The sequence below is a fragment of the Tsukamurella hominis genome, assembly GCF_965137015.1.
Lineage (GTDB): Bacteria > Actinomycetota > Actinomycetes > Mycobacteriales > Mycobacteriaceae > Tsukamurella > Tsukamurella hominis.
The window spans coordinates 363,620-379,146 of the sequence record NZ_CBCRZG010000001.1 but is presented as its reverse complement, the minus strand read 5'-3'; the positions used below and the strand labels follow the sequence as shown (position 1 = coordinate 379,146).

Genomic DNA, 15,527 nt, shown 5'->3' with positions numbered 1-15,527 from the left:
GACCATGGATCCATGACCGTCACCGATGAACTGCTCACGAACAACGCCGCCTACGCCGAGGCCTTCTCGGGCCCGCTTCCCCTCCCACCGTCGAAACACGTTGCGGTCGTCGCCTGCATGGACGCCCGACTCGACGTCTACCGCGTCCTCGGTCTCCAGGAGGGCGAGGCGCACGTCATCCGCAACGCCGGCGGCGTCATCACCGAGGACCAGATCCGCTCGCTGGCGATCAGCCAGCGGCTACTGGGCACGACCGAGATCATCCTGATCCACCACACCGACTGCGGCATGCTCACGTTCACCGACGACGGGTTCAAGGCCGACATCCTGTCCGAGACCGGGATCAAACCCGCGTGGGCGGCCGAGGCCTTCGCCGATCTCGACACCGACGTGCGCCAGTCGCTCAAGCGCGTCGCGTCCAGCCCGTTCATCCCCGCGACGACGTCGTTGCGCGGCTTCGTCTTCGACGTGGCCACCGGCCGGCTGCGCGAGGTGGCACCGAACTAGGGCGGGAGACCTAGCGGCAGGTCTCGCTGACGACGCGGACCGTCGAGGCGGGATGGGCTTCGAGCAGGGCCGCCGGGCGGATCGGGCGGCGGACGAGCTCGCCGCCACAGTTGGGGCACGTGCCGTGCAGCTTGTCCCTGTTGCAGTCCGCGCACCAGGTGCACTCGAAGGTGCAGATGAACACGTCGCGCGCGTCCGGCGCGAGGTCGCGCCCGCAACACTCGCAGTTCGGCCTGATCTCCAGCATGGGTGCCTCCTTTCCGCCCACTGTCGCAGTTCCCTGCGGTTCCGGCGAACGAAACCCCAGGATGTCGCCGCCGAAACCGCTAGGAACCGCCGATGAAGTCGAGCAGACCGCGGACGGGATCGAGAGCGTTCGTGACGTTGGCGACGGTGACCACACCGGCGACGACGGCGGCCGCGAGCGTCGCGGCCGCCCACCGTCGACGGTCCTGCCGCCAGGCACGGGCGGCGAAGACCAGCAGCACGACGGTCAGCACGCCGGCCATGACCACGACGCCCAGGTGGTACCGCGCGAAGTCGTCGACCAACGCCTGGACCGCCGGCGACCGCTCACCGCGCAGCTGCCGCCGCATCAGCGACAGCGCCTCGGCCAGTGGGCCGTCCGATTCCGACACTCGATCACCGAGGAGAGAGAACGCCGACGACAGCGGCGCGACGATGCCCTGCACGTTCGCGATGAGCAGCACCGTCGGGATCAGCGCGAGCGCGCGGTGTCCCAGGTACAGGGCCAGCGCCAGCAGCAGTGCGGCGAAGAACGCCTTGACCAGGTGGTACCGCAGCCAGTCGTCGACCAACGACTGCAGCCCCGGCGTGTACTCAGCGCGCCCGGCCAGCAGCCACGACGGGAACGCCGCCCCGGCCCGCTCGTCGAAGCCCGTCCCCACGATCTGCCGCGGCGCGACGAGGAAGCCGAAGACGAGAAGACCCGCCCCGAAATACCACCAGAATCTGGTGCGCGGGCGGGTCTCTCCGGCGTCGTCCGGGGTCAGAAGTCCCAGTCCTCGTCTTCCGTGTTGACGGCCTTGCCGATCACGTACGACGAACCGGAACCGGAGAAGAAGTCGTGGTTCTCGTCGGCGTTGGGCGACAGGGCGGAGAGGATCGCCGGGTTCACGTCGGTGGCGTCCTTGGGGAACAGCGCCTCGTAGCCCAGGTTCATCAGCGCCTTGTTGGCGTTGTACCGCAGGAACTTCTTCACGTCCTCGGTGAGGCCCACCTCGTCGTACAGCGACTCGGTGTAGTCCTCCTCGTTCGAGTACAGCTCCATGAGCAGCTCGAACGTGTAGTCCTTGATCTCCTCGCGGCGCTCCGGCGTCTGCGTCTCCAGACCCCGCTGGAACTTGTAGCCGATGTAGTAGCCGTGCACGGCCTCGTCGCGGATGATCAGGCGGATCATGTCGGCCGTGTTGGTGAGCTTGGCCCGCGAGGACCAGTACATCGGCAGGTAGAAGCCGCTGTAGAACAGGAACGACTCGAGCAGCGTCGAGGCGACCTTGCGCTTGAGCGGGTCGTCGCCGCGGTAGTAGTCCATGACGATGGACGCCTTGCGCTGCAGGTGCTCGTTCTCCTCCGACCAACGGAAGGCGTCGTCGATCTCGCGCGTGCTGCACAGGGTGGAGAAGATCGAGCTGTAGCTCTTCGCGTGCACCGACTCCATGAACGCGATGTTGGTGTACACCGCCTCCTCGTGCGGGGTGATCGCGTCGGGGATCAGCGAGACCGCGCCGACGGTGCCCTGGATGGTGTCGAGCAGCGTCAGGCCCGTGAAGACCCGCATGGTGAGCTGCTTCTCGTGGTCGGTGAGCGTGCCCCACGACGGGATGTCGTTGCTGACCGGCACCTTCTCGGGCAGCCAGAAGTTGCCCGTCAACCGGTCCCAGACCTCGGCGTCCTTCTCGTCCGGCACCCGGTTCCAGTTGATCGCCGACACCCGGCTGACCAGCTTGAGCGGAGCTCCGTCGGCGGGGCTGTGAGCGGCGGTTTCAGACATGACACCTCGGTTTTCGCGGAGCTGGATTTCAACGCTCATGACACTACCCCTTGGGGCCGACAAGTCCGGGAAACGCAACACCTAGTGCATAGCGCCAGTTCGGCGTGTCGCGCGTCGGTACCGCCGGGGAGCCTCCGCGCATACGGATCACCAGCACGATCGTCATCGCCGCGCCCCGCGCCGCGGTCTTCGCGGCGTTGATACGAAGCGGTACCCGGAGCGCCCGGCTCCTAGCCGCGCCCTGCGGTGGATCTTCGCCGCTGAGCGGGCACTATCCACCGCACAGTGCCGCTCAGATGATCACCACGTCGAGCAACCCGTCGAGCACGGACCGATCGCCGTCCACCTCGACGGTGCCGGGCTCGGCCCGGCGCCACAGCACCAGGTCCAGGTCCGACGCGGTGCCGCGCAGCGTCACGTCCGCCGGAACCGGCTGGTCGAGGACGTCGATCCCGTCGGCGCGCAGCCGCAGCGTCCACCGGTCCCCCGTGTCGGTCGCCTCGATCGCGATCACCTTGCCCACCAGCGTCTCGGGCAGCCCCTTCTTGCCGACGATGAGCGGGATCTGCATCTGCGTCAGCTCGGTGATGCCGTCGGCGGCGGTCCACGCCGGGAGCGGCTCGGCACCGTCGGGCAGCGAGTTCTGCAGGTCCCAGCGGTGGATGGACACTTCCTGCGTCATCCGGCGCATCCAGAACGCGGCCACGGTACGCCCGATGAAGGCGCGCGCGGGCTCGTCGGGCGCATGCCGGCGCAGCTCGTCGAGCAGGGCCGCGTTGACGCCCGCGTACCACCCCAGGACCGCGTCGCCGTCGGGCGCGTCGGAGACGTCGGGGATGAAGCGCTCCTTGGACTCCGGGCCGGCCTGCAAGAAGGCGGTGGCCCAGCGGTGCGCGCCGGCGGTATGGACGACGCCGTCGCGCACCGTCCACCCGGGGCAGCTGGGGACGGGGAGCGCGAGGTGGGCGGGGTCGATGGCGGCGATGCGGGCGCCGTCGGCGGCGATGGAGTCGAGCCAGAGCTGAGCTGTCATACCCCGACACTACGAAGTCAGGACAGGCCCGCGAGGCGATACAGCACGAGCGACCCTGCGACCGCGACGTTGAGGCTCGCCCCCCGCCCGATCATCGGGATTTCGACCGCTTCGTCGAGCAGGTGCAGGGTGTCGCTCGGGATCCCGGAGAACTCGTGACCCAGCACGACGACGGTGCGCCCCCGCGCGGGAGGCAGGTCGCCGAGGCGCGTCGCGCCCTCGGCGAGTTCCACGCCGACGATGTGCGACCCGCGCTCGCGCTGCTTGAGCAGCCAGTTCTGCGGGTTGCCGACGCGGTGGATGCAGCTGGGCCCGGGCAGCGTATTGCCCTTGCGCAGAGCACCCTTCACCCAGTCGTGCGACGGGACCGCCATGCAGGCGCCGACGGCGTCGCAGGTGCGCAGCAGGGTGCCGAGGTTCGCGCCGTGCTGCGCCCAGAGCGGGGCGACGATGAGGTGATCCCAACAGGAGTGGCCATGGCGCCGCCGTGCGCGGCGCAGTTCGGAGCGGGACTTCACCCGCAGCTCGGCCATCAGACGGTGTGAGGCGTGGCGCCCCTTCCATGATTCGTCATCGCTCCAGGCTACGTGACCTGCACCGCGTCCAGCAATGCCGCGGCGACGGTGGCGTCGCCGAAGCTCGCGAGGTCGGCGAGCGGCACCCGCCGCCACAGCGCGAGGTACAGGTCCGACGTAGCGCCGCGAAGCGCGACATCGCCCTTCGCGTGCCCGCGCTCGACGGCGATCGACTCCGGTGCGAGCGTGAGGGTCCATTCCGCGTCGTCGCGGTCGGTGCCGTGCAGGTGGACGGTCCGCCCGACGAGCCCGTCCGGCAGCCCGGGGCCGCGGGCGAGGAACCGTCCGGCGAAGACCTGGGCCCATTCCTCGATCCCGTCCCCGGCGAGCACGGATTCGACGGGTCGCGCTTCGTTCCAGGAGTTCTCGGCGTCCCAGCGGTGCACGGCGGTCTCGTGGGCCTGGCGGCGCATCCAGAAGCCGGCGGTGACGCGGCCCGTGAAGGCTCGGGCCGGCTCGTCCGCGTCGTGGCGGCGCAGCTCGGCCAGCAGGCCCTCGAGGCGGTCGCGGTACCAGTCGGTCACCGCCGCGCCGGCGGGCGCGTCGTCCTCGATCGGGGCGAACCGGTTCGTCGAATCCGGGCCCTCGGCGAGGAAGGTCGAAGCCCAGCGATGGACTCCGCCGAGATGCACGACGAGGTCGTGCACCGTCCACCCGGGGCAGCTCGGGACGTCGAGGGCCAGCCGCTCCGGCGGGGTGGCGGCGACCGCGCCACCGTCCCGCTCCAGCGTCGCCAACCAGTCGTTCGGGGCCGTCATGGCCGCGACGATACCGCCTGCAGTGCATGCTGTAGCGGTGACCGAACTGCCGATGTTCCCGCTCGGCGCCGTGCTCCTGCCCGGCGAGGAGCTGCCGCTGCGCGTCTTCGAGCCGCGGTACCGACGCATGATCGAGCAGTGCCTCGCGACCGACGGCCGGTTCGGGGTGGTCCTCATCGAGCGCGGCAGCGAGGTGGGCGGCGGCGACGTGCGCACCGACGTCGGCACCGCGGCGCTCATCGACCGGTACGTGCGGCGCCCCGGCGGCGAGTTCACCCTGATCTGTCAGGGCACGGACCGCGTCCGCGTCACCCGCTGGCTGCCCGACGATCCCTACCCCCTCGCCGAGGCGGAGGCCTGGCCGGACGAGGTCCAGCCCGCCGTCGACCTGATCCCACTGCTCGGCAAACGCAACGAGATCGAGAGGCTCGCAGCGCGACTCGCCCGCAGCGAGGGAGGCCGTCCGCGCGCGTGGCCGAAGCTGAAGCTCCCGGAGAACCCGGTGGAGCGCAGCTACTACCTCGCCCGGGCGCTGCCGCTGGCCGACGCCGACCGGCACCGGGCGCTCGCCGCTCCCGGTCCCGCCGACCGGGTGCGCGTGCTCACCGAGGCCCTCGACGACGTGATCGCGACCCTGCGGTTCCGCTTGCAGTAGAAGGAGACCCATGTCCCACGACGACACCGTCCTGCTGGACGTCGCCGACGGCGTCGCGACGCTCACCCTGAACCGCCCGGACAAGCTCAACGCGCTGCACGCCGGCATGCTGGCGCGCCTGCACCGCCTCGTCGACGACCTGGCCGAGCGCGACGACGTGCGCGTGGTCGTGGTGACCGGCGCGGGCCGGTCCTTCTGCGCCGGACACGATCTCGTCGCGCTCGACGAGAGCGACGCCGCCGGGGCGCGGTACGTCGAGGGCGGCGCGGTGGACGCGCTCGCGGGGCTGCCGATCCCCACCATCGGGAAGATCCGCGGCCATTGCCTCACCGGCGGTTTGGAACTCGCCCTCGCGTGCGATCTGCTCGTCGCCGCCGACGACGCCCGACTGGGCGATACCCACGGACAGTGGGGCCTGGTCCCGGTCTGGGGCATGACGGTCCGCCTGCCGGAGCGGGTGGGGTACGCCCGCGCCAAGGAGCTCTCGTTCACGGCCCGCAGGGTCGACGGTGCCGAGGCCGCCCGGATCGGGCTCGTCGAGCACGCCGTTCCCGCGGGCGATTTGGACGCCTCCGTCGCTGCGCTGGCCGCCGAGATCGCCGCCACCTCCCCCGGCTCGAACTCCCGGTTCAAGCGGCTCTACGACGACGCCCGCCGCCTGCCCCGCACCGAGGCGCTCGCCGCCGAGCGCGATCTGCCGTACGGTTTCGCCCCGGACATGATCGAGCGGCTCGCCGGCGGGTGATCGGCATCGACGCCGTCCTCGCCACGCGGCCCGCATGGCGACGGACCGGCCTGAAGTACTTCCCCTATGCCGCGTGGCACGACGGTGCCTGGTGGATCCTGCGGGTCAATCACGGCTTCCCCGAACACGACCTGTTCACCCTGTTCATCGGCGGCGCGGCAGTCGTCGACGTGACCCCCGGCAGCAGGTCCTCCCCGTTTCACACGAGCCTCTCCCGGCTGCAACCGCTCAGCGGTGGCCGCGAGCCGCTACTGGAGCCGGCCGTCGCCCGCGCGGCGATCGAACCGATCGCCGCGTTCGCCGACTTCGGCAGCGAGGACGGCGACACCTGCGACTTCTGCTTCAACCACAAGGACGGCTACGCGCCGATGTGAGAACCACCCGCGGCATTGACGACCTCGGCCGCCAGCGTCCGGGCGCGATCGAGCTCGGTGTCGTCGCCGAACAGCTCGCGGCGCGTGTTCGCGGCGGCGAGGTACGCGTCCACTCGGAAGGCGTCGGTCTCGGGGTCCGCGGCCCCCGCGACGGCGAGCTCGCGCACGAGGAGATCGATCCACTCGCGCTTGAGCTCCCGCACGGCGTCGGCGACCGGACCGGCGCGGTGACCGTACTCCGCCGACGTGGCCGTCACGAAGCAGCCGCCTGGGAACGTCTCGGCGCGGAGGTAGTCGACCCACGCGTCGAGAAGCGCGCGTAAGCGCGCGGCCCCGGGCTCTGCCGCCAGCGCGGGCCGGATCACCACGTCGGCGTACACGCGGCGCGCTTCCGCCACGGCGGCGATCTGGATCGCTTCGCGCGTCGGGAAGACGGTGAGGATGCCACTCTTGCTGACACCGGCCTCGGCGGCGAGACCACCCACCGTGATGCCGTCCAAGCCGCGGACGGTCGCGACGTCGGCCGCAGTGCGCGCGACACGCCGCCGGGTGGCGTCGCCGCGCGCACGCCGTCCGTCGACGGCCGCCGGTGGAGTCATGCATTCACTGTAGCCGCGTGACGTGGGCCTGGACGGGCACCGATGGATGGCGTACCGTCGACTCCATATCTACGACCGATCGGTCGTATTTGACGGGAGGGTCATGTCCGACAACGCGTTCGCGCCTCTTCTGGAGCGCAGCATCACCATCGCCGCCCCGCCGGCAGCCGTCTGGGACGCCGTCGGCGACGTCCGGCGCATGCCCGAGTGGAGCCCCCAGGTGGCCTCCGTCCGGCTGCGCTCACCCGACGACGGCGTCCATCTGGGCACGCGCTTCACCAACCGCAACCACCTCGGGGAACTCCAGTGGGTCACACATGGCGAGGTCGTGCGGCACGAGCCCGGGCGGGCGATCGCGTTCCGCATCGAGGAGAACTACACGGTCTGGTCGTTCACGCTCGCGGCCGAGGGCGCCGGCACCGTCCTGACGCAGCGACGGGAAACGCCGGACGGGATCTCGCAGTTCTCCCTCGACCTCACGGAGAGCCACCTCGGCGGACAGGAGACGTTCACCGCCCTGATGCTCGAAGGCATGGAGCAGACGCTCGCCGGGATCCGATCGTCCGCCGAGGCGGTCGCCGAGCGGTGACTCCGTAACGGCCGCCGGATGATTCACGCCGCCGCGGGCGGTGGCGCGTCGAGGTCGTCGCAGAAGTAGAACGCGGCCGCGTGGCCATCGCTCCCGGCGAGACGCGGCGACCGCGTCAACAGCCGGGACAGCGTCACCGAGTGATGGAACGGCAGGTCCGCCGGGTCGGCCAGATCGGCGCTTCCACCCGCGACCGGGTGCCAGGCGTCGTCTCCCGCGACCCGGCAACGCATGTGCGCCCGCCCGCTCGGCGTGCACTCGGTGACCACCTCGACGGTGCCGGCGACGCGGGCGCCGTCCTCTGTGGGGAGCGGGTGTTCCGTGTCGATCGTCGCGGAGAGCCGATGCAGAGTTCTCATGACGTCCTCTTCTTCATGGACTCCAGGGGCCGGCCGGAAGGAGAAGGAGGGCAGGGAGAGTCGGGTCGGGGGCTCCGACCAGCCCGTCAAGGGGCCCCCGACCCTCGCAACGTGGTCCGTCGCAGGTCCCGCTAGACGAAGAAGCGTCGTCCGTCGATGGTCAATACCTCGTCGCGGCGCACCCAGGGGTAGTCCTCGATCAGGGCGTCGAGGTCGACGGTGCGCGCCTGCTCGGCGAGATCCGCGGGGTCGGCGTGGGGAGCGTCGGCCTGCGAGGGGCACGAACGGCGATCACTGGCATGCGGCATGCCCACCCTCCGATCATGTTCGGGTGCGGCGGCGGGAGTTAGACCCGCCGCCGCACCGGGACTATTCGGTTGCGCCGGTGCGCGCTTCACCGTCGGCCGCACTCGACGCGACGGCGAGCTGCTCGCACTGCGGTTCGTCGGAGCCCTGCTCCACGACGATCCGGCGGGGCTTGGCACGCTCGGCGATCGGAATCGTCACTGTGAGAACGCCGTTGTCGTAGCGCGCAGCGATCCCCGCGGTGTCGATGCTCTCACCGAGGGTGAGCTGTCTGCGGTAGACGCCCGAGAAGCGCTCGCTGGTCAGCCACCGCACCCCGGAATCGGACATCGGAGTCCGCCGGCCGGTGAGGGTGAGGACGCCGTTCTCGACGTCGACGTCGATGGACCCCGGGTCCGCGCCCGGCAGATCGGCGGTGAGGACGTAGTGGTCGTCCACCTGATAGAGATCCATCGGCATGAACCGCGGCGACCGCGGCGATCCGGCATCCCGGCCCGCGGTGAGCAGGCCCTGGGCCACAGCATCCAACTCGGAGAATGGATCGAACCTCAGCACAGCAAACACCTCCCGTGAACTCCAGGCCGCCCGCCACCCTGGCGGGCGACTCATCAACTGTGCAGTTCCAGTTTTAGCACTCTCCGTGCGCGAGTGCCAGCCCTCAGTTCGTCGAATTTCCGGCGAGAGATCGGACAGGCACTCCGGCGAGTCGTCCTCGCCGCCAGGAGAACCGGTCGCCGCGTCCTGGGGCGAGCACTGAGCTAGATCCCCCGCTCGTCCTCCACCATCGTCGTCAGGATCCGACGCGCGCGCACGGCGGCCCGGTCCGCCTTGACGTTGACGTAACGCCGTGGGATCGGGTCCTCGTCGAGGCACTGTTGCATGGTCTCGAGGACGGCGACGTCTCGGTCGGCCATCGCGTGGAAGACCGCGATCAACTGCTCGCCGATGTCGGGTGACACCGAGGCGCCCCGCCACGAGATCTGCAGGAAGACATGGGTGACGCCGGACGATCTGGGTGTGAAACCGTGCGTCCGCACGAGTTCCAGCTCCGGGCCGGTCGCACCGACGATGGTGTAGGTCTGCTTGTGGAGGCCCGGCGTCACGAACGTGCCCGTCTCCGTCCGGCCGAACGGCGCGGTCGCGGCGGCTTCGTCCAGCCCGGTGACCGCGGCCTCCCACGGAGCCAGAGGCGCCTCGGGCAGTTCTCGCCGGTAGGAGACCGACACCTCGGAGACCTCGACGTCCTCCAGCGGAGGCAGCGCCTCGATGCCGGGCGGCATCATCTCCGGGTGCATCGTGACGACGTTGGAGAGGTCGAGGTAGTGCTCGTGCAGCAACTGCAGGTTGGCGGCCACCTCGCGCCGCTCCCCGACGCTCGTCCAGCCGTCACCGTGCAACCACGGTGTCGCCGGCGGCGGCCGCAACCGTTCGCCGCCGGGTGTCCCCGCCCAGATCCAGATGAAGGGTCCGCGCTCGACGACCGGGAAGGCCCGCACCCGCGCGGAGGGCGGGTTGTCCTGAGACGGCACGCTCACCCAGCGTCCGGTCGCGTCGTAGGTACAGCCGTGGTAGCCGCACACGACGAAGTCGCCCTCGCGGCGTCCCGCCGACAACGGGTAGGGCCGATGCGCGCAGCGATCCTCCAGCGCGGCGATCGCGCCGTCGGACAGACGGAACAGCACGACCGGTGTGTCGACGACGCGCCGTGCGGTGAATCCGTATCCGACCTCGGCAGCGGTGGCGACGACGTACCAGCAGTCCCGCGGATAGTCGGCGGCGGGATGGTTCAGCGCGGTGTCGTTCATACGTCCAGCACCAGCTTCTTCGACAGGGAGCGGGAGACGCAGAGCATGATCGTCTCGCCACGTTCCTTCTCCGCCTTGGACAGGATCGAATCCCGGTGCTCGGGCGTGCCTTCGAGCACGTCGGCCTCGCAGGTGCCGCAGATGCCTTCCATGCAGGACCCGAGGACGTCGACGCCGGCCTTCTCGACCGCGTCGAAGATCGTGGTGCCTTCCGGAACGGTCACGCTCACTCCCGAGCGCGAGCACACGACCTCGAACGAGTCGAGCGCGTCCTCGGACGCCGCGACCTCCTTGGCCGCGAAGCGCTCGATGTGCAGGCTGCCGTCGGGCCACGGCGCGCACGCCTCCTCCACGGCGTCGAGGAAGGCGCCGGGGCCGCAACAGTAGACCACCGTGTCCGGCGTGGGTGTGCCGAGTGTCGCCGCCAGGTCGATCCGACCGTTCTCGCTGCTCGGCCAGATCGTGACCCGCTCGGAGTCCTCGAATCGGTCCAGGAACGCCATCGACTCGCGGGAGCGTCCGCAGTAGAGCAGGCTCCAGTTCGCCCCGCGTGCTTCGGCGGCCTCGATCATCGGGAGGATCGGCGTGATCCCGATGCCGCCCGCGACGAATCGGTAGTTCGCGGACGCGACCAGGGGGAAATGATTGCGCGGTCCACGCACGCGGACGGTCGCGCCCTCCGTCAGCTTCTCGTGGACGTACGTCGAGCCACCTCGGCCGTCCGGGTCGCGAAGGACGCCGATCTTCCACGACGACTCGTCCGAGGCACTGCCGCACAGCGAGTACTGCCGCGTCAGCGACGGCTCCAGGAGCAGGTCGATGTGGGCCCCGGCGGTCCACGACGGGAGCGGTGCACCCGCCGGGTCGCTGAGGGTGAGCTCGACGACCCCGTCCGCCACCTCGCGCCGGCCCGCCACCTGAACGTCGACCTCCGTTTCCGTGGTGGTGGTCGCTTCGCGGGAGCGGCGAATCGGTGGTCGAGCGGGGGCTCGTACCGCTGCGGGCTGCAGCGTCCGTTGGTCGCGGGGGCGTGGCCTCTGCCCGATCGGCGTCAACGTGACCATCATCTTCGTGTAGCCCCGGACGAAGTTCGACTGGAGGTACTCCGGCTCCTCCACCACTTCGATGTCCTCGAACCGCGCGAGCAACTCCTCCCAGAGGATCCGCAGTTGCAGTTCGGCCACGCGACTGCCCATGCAGCGGTGCACGCCGATGCCGAACGAGAGGTGGTGGCGGGCGTTGTGCCGGTCGATGACGAAGTCGTCCGGATTCTCGAAGGTGCGCTCGTCCCGGTTCGCCGAGGCGTACCACATGACGACCTTGTCGCCCTTGCGGATGAACTGACCTCCCAGGACGGTGTCCTTCGTGGCGATGCGACGCATGTAGGCGAGCGGCGTCTGCCAGCGGATGTTCTCGTGGACGAACTTCGGGATCAGGCTGTGATCGGCTTTCAGACGATCGAACTGGTCCGGAAACAGGTTGAGTGCGTACACGCCGCCCGACATCGAGTTGCGGGTGGTGTCGTTGCCGCCCACGACGAGCAGGATGAGATTGCCGAGGAATTCCATCGGCCTGTTGATCAGGTCCTTGGTGTCCTCGGACATCTGCATCAGGGTGATCAGGTCGTATCCCGGCTTCTCTCCCGCCTTGAGGCGCGCCGCCTTGTCGTGCCAGAGAGCGCTGAAGCTCTTCGCCATCTCGGCGGCGCCCTGGTACATCTCGTCCATGTCGACGTCGCCGCCGGTGGCTGCGGCGCTCGCACCTGCCAACTCGGTCCAGTGGACGAGCTTCCGCCGATCCTCGTAGGGGAAGTCGAGCAGGGTGGCGAGCATGCGGGACGTCAACTCGACGCTGACCCTGTCCACCCAGTCGAACGGTTCGCCGACCGGCAGGTCGTCGAGGACCTCCTGGACGCGCGAGCGGATGAGGCCCTGCATCTCCTCGAGATTCTGCGGTGCCACGACTCCCTGCACCGCTGCGCGCTGCTCGTCGTGGCGCGGCGGGTCCATCGCGATGAACATCTCGATGTCCAGCCCGTCCGGCGGTACGCCGATGACGATCTGCGGCTCGGCCGAGTAGGTCTCGAAGTCACGGTCCACGGTGACGATGTCGTCGTACCGCGTGACCGACCAGTACGGCCCGAATTCGCTCGACGCCCGGAAGTGCACCGGCGCCTCGTTGCGCAGGCGCTCGAAGTAGGGGCGCCACTGGCCCTGCCGCCACATGAACGGGTTGCTCATGTCGATCTCGGTCAGCGACACCGCGTCGACGTCGGGGATCTCCGACTCGACGAACTCCGGCTGCCGGTCCCCCAGAGCCAGGGTCTTCGCCTTCTGGAAGAGGTGCAGGCCCTGGACCTGCCGTTCCATCGGGACGATCGCCTGGGCCTTGTTCATGACCCGGTCGAGAATGCTCATGGTCCCACCGCCTTGCGGACGAAGATGTGTGGACTCGTCCAAACTAGGCCGTCCATCGCCTCGCGCGGCCGAGATTCTTCTATTCGATCGACCACTGAAACGGGAACGCCGGCCGGAGGATGTCTCCTCGGCCGGCATTCTTGCGCATCTACATCAGAGCATGCAGGAAACGCAACCCTCCACCTCAGTGCCCTCGAGCGCCATCTGGCGCAGGCGGATGTAATACAGGGTCTTGATGCCCTTGCGCCACGCGTAGATCTGCGCACGGTTCACGTCGCGCGTGGTGGCGGTGTCCTTGAAGAACAGCGTCAGCGACAGGCCCTGATCCACGTGCTGCGTGGCGGCCGCGTACGTGTCGATGATCTTCTCGTAGCCGATCTCGTACGCGTCCTGGTAGTACTCCAGGTTGTCGTTGTCCATGTACGGCGCCGGGTAGTACACGCGGCCGATCTTGCCCTCCTTACGGATCTCGACCTTCGCCGCGACGGGGTGGATCGAGCTCGTGGAGTGGTTGATGTAGCTGATCGAGCCGGTGGGCGGCACCGCCTGCAGGTTCTGGTTGTACAGGCCGTGGGCCTGCACGTCGGCCTTGAGCTCGCGCCAGTCGTCCTGCGTGGGGACGTGGATCTCGGCATCGGCGAAGAGCCCGGCGACCTTCTCGGTGGCCGGCTTCCACTCCTGCTCGGTGTACTTGTCGAAGAACTCGCCCGAGGCGTACTTGCTGTTCTCGAAGCCGCCGAAGGACTGGCCGCGCTCGCGCGCGATGTGGTTCGACGCGCGGATCGCGTGGAAGAGCACCGTGTAGAAGTAGATGTTCGTGAAGTCCACGCCCTCGTCGGAGCCGTAGAAGACCCGCTCGCGCGCCAGGTAGCCGTGCAGGTTCATCTGCCCGAGGCCGATCGCGTGGGAGAGGTTGTTGCCCTTCTCGATCGACGGCACGGAGCTGATGTCGGTCTGGTCCGAGACGGCGGTGAGGCCACGGATCGCGGTCTCGATGGTGGCGCCGAAGTCGGGGCTGTCCATGGTCTTCGCGATGTTCAGCGAGCCCAGGTTGCAGGAGATGTCCTTGCCGATCTCGGCGTAGGACAGGTCGTCGTTGTAGGTCGACGGGGTGGAGACCTGCAGGATCTCGCTGCACAGGTTGGAGTGCGTGATCTTGCCCGCGATCGGGTTCGCCCGGTTCACGGTGTCCTCGTACATGATGTACGGGTAGCCGGACTCGAACTGCAGCTCGGCGAGGGTCTGGAAGAACTCGCGGGCGTTGATCTTCGTCTTGCGGATCCGCGAGTCGTCGACCATCTCGTGGTACTTCTCGGTCACGTTGACGTCCGCGAAGGGGACCCCGTACACGCGCTCCACGTCGTACGGGGAGAACAGGTACATGTCGTCGTTGTTCTTGGCGAGCTCGAAGGTGATGTCGGGGATCACCACGCCCAGCGAGAGGGTCTTGATGCGGATCTTCTCGTCCGCGTTCTCGCGCTTGGTGTCGAGGAAGCGGTAGATGTCCGGGTGGTGCGCGTGCAGGTACACGGCGCCCGCGCCCTGCCGCGCGCCCAGCTGGTTGGCGTAGCTGAACGAGTCCTCGAGCAGCTTCATGATCGGGATGACGCCCGAGCTCTGGTTCTCGATCTTCTTGATCGGCGCGCCGTGCTCGCGGATGTTGCTGAGCAGCAGCGCGACTCCGCCACCGCGCTTGGACAGCTGCAGCGCGGAGTTGATCGAGCGGCCGATCGACTCCATGTTGTCCTCGATGCGGAGCAGGAAGCAGGAGACGGGCTCGCCGCGCTGCTTCTTGCCCGAGTTGAGGAAGGTGGGGGTGGCCGGCTGGAAGCGCCCGGCGATGATCTCGTCCACCAGGTTCACGGCCAGCTTCTCGTCACCGTCGGCGAGGGTGAGCGCGACCATGCAGACGCGGTCCTCGAAGCGCTCCAGGTAGCGCTTGCCGTCGAAGGTCTTCAACGTGTAGCTGGTGTAGTACTTGAACGCGCCCAGGAAGGTGGGGAACCGGAACTTCTTGGCGTAGGCACCGTCGAACAGGCTCTTGACGAACGCGCGGCTGTACTTGTCCAGCACCTCGGGCTCGTAGTAGTTCTCCTCGACGAGGTAGTCGAGCTTCTCGTCCAGGTTGTGGAAGAAGACGGTGTTCTGGTTGACGTGCTGCAGGAAGTACTGCCGCGCGGCCTCCCGGTCCTTGTCGAACTGGATGCGCCCGTCCTTGTCGTACAGGTTCAGCATCGCGTTCAGGGCGTGGAAGTCCAGCTCGCTGTGGCCGGGGCCGCCGTGGACGCCGGACTGGCTCGCGGAGGGGACGAGGTCTTCCTGAGTTGCGGTCATGAGCGCGCGCTTTCCTTTTCGGGGGTGGAGACGGTTCCGGCGAAGAATTCGGTGAGCCCGGTATGGACGCGATCCACGTCGTCAGTGGTGCCCATCAGCTCGAAGCGGTAGAGGTACGGGACCCGGCACTTACGCGAGATCACATCCCCTGCGAAGCAGAACTCTTCGCCGAAGTTGGTGTTCCCCGCCGCGATCACGCCGCGGATCAGGGAGCGGTTGTGCTGGTCGTTGAGGAACCGGATCACCTGCTTGGGGACGTATCCCCCGCCCGAGACCGCGGTGGCCTGCTTCCCCCCGCCGTAGGTGGGGGTGATCAGGACGAAGGGCTCGTCGACGGTGAGCGGATCGGACGCCCGCGTCACCGGGATGCGCAGGGCGCGCATGCCCAGCTTCTCGACGAATCGGTGCGTGTTCTCCGACACCGACGAGAAGTAGACGACGAGCGGCGCAGCCATCG

At 68.8% G+C, this 15,527-nt stretch carries 19 protein-coding genes; 5 read left to right on the top strand and 14 right to left on the bottom strand.

The features are described from left to right. The first annotated feature begins 12 nt into the window (after positions 1–12). On the top strand, positions 13–507 hold the full coding sequence (locus ACM9LD_RS01865; RefSeq protein WP_415675098.1) for a beta-class carbonic anhydrase: 495 nt from the start codon (positions 13–15) through the stop codon (positions 505–507). A gap of 10 nt (positions 508–517) precedes the next feature. Here ACM9LD_RS01865 and ACM9LD_RS01860 read toward each other — a convergent pair whose 3' ends face one another. The 6 genes from ACM9LD_RS01860 to ACM9LD_RS01835 all read right to left on the bottom strand — a co-directional run bounded on the left by ACM9LD_RS01860 (position 518) and on the right by ACM9LD_RS01835 (position 4,887). After that, positions 518–754: a DUF1272 domain-containing protein gene (locus ACM9LD_RS01860; protein WP_415675097.1), complete on the bottom strand. Its 237-nt coding sequence runs from the start codon at positions 752–754 to the stop codon at positions 518–520. Between the two features lie 79 nt (positions 755–833). Continuing rightward, positions 834–1,415, bottom strand: a complete 582-nt coding sequence (locus tag ACM9LD_RS01855) for a hypothetical protein (protein WP_415675096.1) — start codon at positions 1,413–1,415, stop codon at positions 834–836. A gap of 101 nt (positions 1,416–1,516) precedes the next feature. Beyond that, entirely contained in the window at positions 1,517–2,521 is a 1,005-nt protein-coding gene (nrdF, locus tag ACM9LD_RS01850; protein ID WP_415675095.1) for a class 1b ribonucleoside-diphosphate reductase subunit beta, read from the bottom strand. A 292-nt stretch (positions 2,522–2,813) separates the two neighbouring features. Next, positions 2,814–3,554 carry a maleylpyruvate isomerase family mycothiol-dependent enzyme gene (locus ACM9LD_RS01845; RefSeq protein ID WP_415675094.1) on the bottom strand — a complete coding sequence of 247 codons (741 nt, stop codon included), beginning with the start codon at positions 3,552–3,554 and terminating at the stop codon, positions 2,814–2,816. A 17-nt stretch (positions 3,555–3,571) separates the two neighbouring features. Continuing rightward, positions 3,572–4,087, bottom strand: a complete 516-nt coding sequence (locus tag ACM9LD_RS01840) for a TrmH family RNA methyltransferase (RefSeq protein ID WP_415675093.1) — start codon at positions 4,085–4,087, stop codon at positions 3,572–3,574. Positions 4,088–4,137: 50 nt separating this feature from the next. After that, positions 4,138–4,887 carry a maleylpyruvate isomerase family mycothiol-dependent enzyme gene (locus ACM9LD_RS01835; protein ID WP_415675092.1) on the bottom strand — a complete coding sequence of 250 codons (750 nt, stop codon included), beginning with the start codon at positions 4,885–4,887 and terminating at the stop codon, positions 4,138–4,140. 37 nt (positions 4,888–4,924) lie between these two features. Between ACM9LD_RS01835 and ACM9LD_RS01830 the strand changes: the two genes are divergently transcribed. Genes ACM9LD_RS01830 through ACM9LD_RS01820 form a run of 3 tightly spaced genes read left to right on the top strand, consistent with a single transcriptional unit; the run spans position 4,925 to position 6,661 of the window. After that, on the top strand, positions 4,925–5,542 hold the full coding sequence (locus ACM9LD_RS01830) for an LON peptidase substrate-binding domain-containing protein (RefSeq protein ID WP_415675091.1): 618 nt from the start codon (positions 4,925–4,927) through the stop codon (positions 5,540–5,542). Positions 5,543–5,552: 10 nt separating this feature from the next. Continuing rightward, on the top strand, positions 5,553–6,287 hold the full coding sequence (locus tag ACM9LD_RS01825) for an enoyl-CoA hydratase/isomerase family protein (protein WP_415675090.1): 735 nt from the start codon (positions 5,553–5,555) through the stop codon (positions 6,285–6,287). Then, complete coding sequence (locus ACM9LD_RS01820) at positions 6,284–6,661, top strand: hypothetical protein (protein WP_415675089.1); 378 nt, start codon at positions 6,284–6,286, stop codon at positions 6,659–6,661. Before ACM9LD_RS01825 ends, ACM9LD_RS01820 begins: the two co-directional genes overlap by 4 nt. Here the strand turns inward: ACM9LD_RS01820 and ACM9LD_RS01815 are convergent. Further along, a complete protein-coding gene (locus tag ACM9LD_RS01815; RefSeq protein ID WP_415675088.1) occupies positions 6,646–7,260 on the bottom strand; it encodes a TetR/AcrR family transcriptional regulator in 615 nt (204 codons plus the stop codon). The two genes, ACM9LD_RS01820 and ACM9LD_RS01815, sit on opposite strands and share 16 nt — an antisense overlap. Positions 7,261–7,363: 103 nt before the next feature. Between ACM9LD_RS01815 and ACM9LD_RS01810 the strand changes: the two genes are divergently transcribed. Further along, the gene (locus ACM9LD_RS01810) at positions 7,364–7,849 is read left to right on the top strand and encodes an SRPBCC family protein (RefSeq protein ID WP_415675087.1); all 486 of its coding nucleotides are present in this window, start codon (positions 7,364–7,366) and stop codon (positions 7,847–7,849) included. 23 nt (positions 7,850–7,872) lie between these two features. Here ACM9LD_RS01810 and ACM9LD_RS01805 read toward each other — a convergent pair whose 3' ends face one another. The 7 genes from ACM9LD_RS01805 to nrdI all read right to left on the bottom strand — a co-directional run bounded on the left by ACM9LD_RS01805 (position 7,873) and on the right by nrdI (position 15,525). Further along, on the bottom strand, positions 7,873–8,208 hold the full coding sequence (locus ACM9LD_RS01805) for a hypothetical protein (protein ID WP_415675086.1): 336 nt from the start codon (positions 8,206–8,208) through the stop codon (positions 7,873–7,875). A 131-nt stretch (positions 8,209–8,339) separates the two neighbouring features. Next, a complete protein-coding gene (locus ACM9LD_RS01800) occupies positions 8,340–8,516 on the bottom strand; it encodes a hypothetical protein (RefSeq protein ID WP_415675085.1) in 177 nt (58 codons plus the stop codon). A gap of 61 nt (positions 8,517–8,577) precedes the next feature. Further along, complete coding sequence (locus ACM9LD_RS01795) at positions 8,578–9,069, bottom strand: Hsp20/alpha crystallin family protein (protein ID WP_415675084.1); 492 nt, start codon at positions 9,067–9,069, stop codon at positions 8,578–8,580. Positions 9,070–9,272: 203 nt separating this feature from the next. Beyond that, positions 9,273–10,319 (bottom strand): Rieske 2Fe-2S domain-containing protein, encoded by a 1,047-nt coding sequence (locus tag ACM9LD_RS01790; RefSeq protein WP_415675083.1) that lies wholly within the window; start codon positions 10,317–10,319, stop codon positions 9,273–9,275. Then, positions 10,316–12,736: a cytochrome P450/oxidoreductase gene (locus tag ACM9LD_RS01785; protein ID WP_415675082.1), complete on the bottom strand. Its 2,421-nt coding sequence runs from the start codon at positions 12,734–12,736 to the stop codon at positions 10,316–10,318. Before ACM9LD_RS01785 ends, ACM9LD_RS01790 begins: the two co-directional genes overlap by 4 nt. A 153-nt stretch (positions 12,737–12,889) precedes the next feature. Further along, complete coding sequence (gene nrdE, locus ACM9LD_RS01780; protein WP_415675081.1) at positions 12,890–15,070, bottom strand: class 1b ribonucleoside-diphosphate reductase subunit alpha; 2,181 nt, start codon at positions 15,068–15,070, stop codon at positions 12,890–12,892. Continuing rightward, complete coding sequence (nrdI, locus tag ACM9LD_RS01775; protein ID WP_415675080.1) at positions 15,067–15,525, bottom strand: class Ib ribonucleoside-diphosphate reductase assembly flavoprotein NrdI; 459 nt, start codon at positions 15,523–15,525, stop codon at positions 15,067–15,069. The genes nrdE and nrdI overlap by 4 nt, the downstream gene beginning before the upstream one ends. Positions 15,526–15,527 lie beyond the last annotated feature (2 nt).

Bases quoted from the DNA above. Each gene is read 5' to 3' on its own strand.
- ACM9LD_RS01785 (WP_415675082.1), bottom strand. From the start codon at position 12,736: ATGAGCATTCTCGACCGGGTCATGAACAAGGCCCAGGCGATCGTCCCG.
- ACM9LD_RS01805 (WP_415675086.1), bottom strand. From the start codon at position 8,208: ATGAGAACTCTGCATCGGCTCTCCGCGACGATCGACACGGAACACCCG.
- nrdI (WP_415675080.1), bottom strand. From the start codon at position 15,525: ATGGCTGCGCCGCTCGTCGTCTACTTCTCGTCGGTGTCGGAGAACACG.
- ACM9LD_RS01800 (WP_415675085.1), bottom strand. From the start codon at position 8,516: ATGCCGCATGCCAGTGATCGCCGTTCGTGCCCCTCGCAGGCCGACGCT.
- ACM9LD_RS01860 (WP_415675097.1), bottom strand. From the start codon at position 754: ATGCTGGAGATCAGGCCGAACTGCGAGTGTTGCGGGCGCGACCTCGCG.
- ACM9LD_RS01845 (WP_415675094.1), bottom strand. From the start codon at position 3,554: ATGACAGCTCAGCTCTGGCTCGACTCCATCGCCGCCGACGGCGCCCGC.
- ACM9LD_RS01810 (WP_415675087.1), top strand. From the start codon at position 7,364: ATGTCCGACAACGCGTTCGCGCCTCTTCTGGAGCGCAGCATCACCATC.
- ACM9LD_RS01840 (WP_415675093.1), bottom strand. From the start codon at position 4,087: ATGGCCGAGCTGCGGGTGAAGTCCCGCTCCGAACTGCGCCGCGCACGG.
- ACM9LD_RS01825 (WP_415675090.1), top strand. From the start codon at position 5,553: ATGTCCCACGACGACACCGTCCTGCTGGACGTCGCCGACGGCGTCGCG.
- ACM9LD_RS01835 (WP_415675092.1), bottom strand. From the start codon at position 4,887: ATGACGGCCCCGAACGACTGGTTGGCGACGCTGGAGCGGGACGGTGGC.
- nrdF (WP_415675095.1), bottom strand. From the start codon at position 2,521: ATGTCTGAAACCGCCGCTCACAGCCCCGCCGACGGAGCTCCGCTCAAG.
- ACM9LD_RS01790 (WP_415675083.1), bottom strand. From the start codon at position 10,319: ATGAACGACACCGCGCTGAACCATCCCGCCGCCGACTATCCGCGGGAC.
- nrdE (WP_415675081.1), bottom strand. From the start codon at position 15,070: ATGACCGCAACTCAGGAAGACCTCGTCCCCTCCGCGAGCCAGTCCGGC.
- ACM9LD_RS01865 (WP_415675098.1), top strand. From the start codon at position 13: ATGACCGTCACCGATGAACTGCTCACGAACAACGCCGCCTACGCCGAG.
- ACM9LD_RS01815 (WP_415675088.1), bottom strand. From the start codon at position 7,260: ATGACTCCACCGGCGGCCGTCGACGGACGGCGTGCGCGCGGCGACGCC.